This is a genomic window from Mesorhizobium sp. M7A.F.Ca.CA.004.04.2.1, assembly GCF_004022825.1.
Taxonomy (GTDB): domain Bacteria; phylum Pseudomonadota; class Alphaproteobacteria; order Rhizobiales; family Rhizobiaceae; genus Mesorhizobium.
Genome location: NZ_RZPH01000788.1, coordinates 1 through 2,885, shown reverse-complemented (window position 1 = coordinate 2,885; position 2,885 = coordinate 1). Strand labels below are relative to the sequence as shown.

General features: G+C 58.5%; 3 protein-coding genes and 1 pseudogene. 2 read left to right on the top strand and 2 right to left on the bottom strand.

The genetic code is table 11. The annotated features are described in order from the left end of the window. Positions 1-252, bottom strand: a pseudogene (locus EN893_RS27010) (type II secretion system protein F); the annotation flags it as partial. After that, entirely contained in the window at positions 252-1,640 is a 1,389-nt protein-coding gene (locus tag EN893_RS27005; protein WP_127272239.1) for a CpaF family protein, read from the bottom strand. The pseudogene EN893_RS27010 and the gene EN893_RS27005, both read right to left, overlap by 1 nt. A 530-nt stretch (positions 1,641-2,170) precedes the next feature. Here EN893_RS27005 and EN893_RS27000 point away from each other — a divergent pair. After that, a complete protein-coding gene (locus EN893_RS27000) occupies positions 2,171-2,386 on the top strand; it encodes a Flp family type IVb pilin (protein ID WP_127270765.1) in 216 nt (71 codons plus the stop codon). 91 nt (positions 2,387-2,477) lie between these two features. After that, positions 2,478-2,885: Flp pilus assembly protein CpaB (cpaB, locus tag EN893_RS26995; protein ID WP_128361912.1), on the top strand; the 408-nt coding region annotated here is incomplete at its 3' end.

Here is a 2,885-nt window from a genome sequence, read left to right as displayed (position 1 = left end):
GGTATAGAGCCTGTTCAACCAGACCAGTCCAAAAAGAAAGTCGCCGGAGTCCGTGAGGCCGCGTTCTCGCAGCAACCCTTGCAACGTTTGTTCGGCTGGAACGTCGCCAGCGAGCCGCTTCAGCCGGCGATTGACTGCTAGAGACCGGGAGCGGCGGCCGGCAAAGGAAAGATAGAGAGCTTCGCCTGCCAGAATGACCGAGGCTGCCGCCAGCATGTAGATGAAGTAGAGCAGAGCTTGACCCGTCAGCATCAGAGGGCAACCTGCGGGTTGAAGGCGTCCTTGGCAAAATAATGGCCAAGCGTCGCGGCCTCCGGAGCGAAGCGCGGACGGACACCGGTCGCGCGAAAGTCGCCGATGACCTTGCCCTCGGCTGTGACCTCACGGCGGACGAAATGGTAGATTTCCTGGAGCTGCACGACATTGCCTTCCATGCCGGTCAGTTCCGATATGGAGGTGACACGCCGGCCTCCATCCGAAAGACGCTGTGTCTGCACGATGATGTCGATGGCGGACGCGATCTGCGCCCGGATTGACTCATGCGTCATCGGCATGCCGGCCATGCCGACCATCTGCTCCAGCCGCGAGATCGCATCGCGCGGCGTGTTGGCATGGATTGTCGTCATCGAGCCTTCGTGGCCGGTGTTCATCGCCTGCAGCATGTCGAAGGCTTCCTCGCCGCGCACCTCACCGACGATGATGCGGTCCGGCCGCATGCGCAACGCGTTCTTCAGCAATTCGCGCTGGCGCACCTCCCCCCTACCCTCGACATTGGGCGGGCGCGTTTCGAGGCGGCCCACATGCGGCTGCTGCAATTGCAGTTCGGCCGCATCCTCGATGGTGATCAGCCGCTCTTTCGAGGGAATGTAACTCGACAATGCATTGAGCAAGGTGGTCTTGCCGCTGCCGGTGCCGCCCGAAACCAGGATCGATTTGCGCGCCTGCACGGCGATCCGCAGCAGTTCGATCATCGGCGGACGAATGGAGTTGAAAGCCATCAAACGTTCGAGCGAATAGGGATTCTTGGAGAACTTGCGGATCGACACCAGGGGGCCGTCGACCGAGATCGGTCGCACCGCGATATTGACGCGCGAACCGTCTTCCAGGCGTGCGTCGACCATGGGCGACGATTCATCGACACGCCTGCCGATAGCCGAAACGATCTTGTTGATGACGCGCAACAGATGCGCCTCGTCGCGGAAACGGATTGCCGTCTCTTCGATCATGCCACGCCGCTCAATGAAGACGCGCTTGTGGGTGTTGATCATGATGTCGGTAATCGAATCGTCCTTGAGCAGCGGTTCGATTGGCCCGAGACCCAGCATCTCGTCGGCGGTGTCGCTGGTCAGCTGATCAAGCTCGCGTGCGTTCAATGGCACCGCACGAGCGCGAACGAACTCGCGCACGATCGGACGGATCTCATTCAGGATCTCGTCCTTGGAAGCGCTTTCAAGAGCGGTCAGGTTGAACCGATCGATCAAATGGCGATGAAGCTCGACTTTGAGCGTCAGAAAATCATTGCCATGCGATTCAATATCAGCGGCTGGCGAAAGAGCCGGAGCAACAGGCTGCACCACCAGCTGATCGGTCTTTGACGCTACCTGCTGTTCGCTTGTCCCCTTGATGAACCGCCCCAGCATAGTCGCTTATACTCCCCTCAGTCCCTCATTAGCGGAAACTAACTGTTAACCACGGGAGGCACAAGCGCCCAGGTGGTAGGCGTGCCCTCAATACTTTCTACATAGTTAAGATCAGAAGCCTGTAATAACGCGCTTATTTGATACGGCTGCCGGTTCGTGGTCAGGGCGTCGGCCCTGCTTTCCAGGCTCTTTCGACTTTTGGGGGCAAACCGCCCGGAAGAGGCTGCTAAACCCTTAGATATAAAGGAATATGCATTTGCGCTAATGCTTCCACAATCTTGCCCCATCGGGGGCCAAATTGTGAACGAATGGTTAAAGTCCTTGAAAAATGAAAAGAATCAAGCTGTTGCGAAAATTCGGAACTGTGATCTTCTTGCCGAATCATGTACATGAAAGTTAAGGAACTCTTAATCTCGTTTGACTCTGCGTTTTCTCGGGACCTAGGATCGAGATGACGGGGGATGCTTGGGTATGGATTTCATCCTTTGCTCTGTCTCGTCGGGTTCCAACCTCCAAAGGGAGAAATTGACATGAACAAGCTCATGACGATGACCCGGCAGTTCCGCGACGATGAGAACGGCGCTGCCATGGTCGAATATTCTATTCTTATCGGCATCATTGCCGTTGCATCGATCCTGACTGTCATCGCCATCGGCGCCTGGGTAAACGCCAGGTTCCTCGGTCTCTGCACCGCCCTCGACGCGGGGGCTGGCACCTGCAACGCGGCTGCGGGCACCGGTTCCTGATCGCCTGACTACATTCAGGCCCGGATCGTTCGAGCCGGGCCTGAATCCGATCGCAGCGGGCGAATCCCGCATTGGGGCTGGGGCTTGGGACATGCGCGCCAACACAATTATCATGATCGTGCTCGCCGGGGTGTTCGGCGTCCTGGCGGTGGTGCTGGTCAATATCTGGCTTGCCGGCCAGCGAAGCGCCATGGCACAAACGGGTGTCGTACAAGGCAGCACGGTCGTGGTTGCGGCAGTGCCGCTGAAGTTCGGTGACGCTCTGAGCGCAGATAAACTGCGCGAAGTTGCCTGGCCTGCGGGCGCGGTTCCAGCCGGGGCATTCAAGTCAACGAAAGACCTGCTAGCTGGCGACGGTGCCAAGCAGGCATTGCAAGCGATCGGCATCAATGAGCCGATTCTTGCTACCAAGATTACCGGCCCCGGCCAGCGCGCCACGCTTTCGGCGGTGCTCGGCGAAGGCATGAAGGCCGTGTCCATCCGCGTCAACGACGTGCTC

What these genes read in the sequence shown, in the direction of transcription:
- EN893_RS27005 (WP_127272239.1), bottom strand. Translation starts at nt 1,640, where the DNA reads ATGCTGGGGCGGTTCATCAAGGGGACAAGCGAACAGCAGGTAGCGTCA.
- EN893_RS27000 (WP_127270765.1), top strand. Translation starts at nt 2,171, where the DNA reads ATGAACAAGCTCATGACGATGACCCGGCAGTTCCGCGACGATGAGAAC.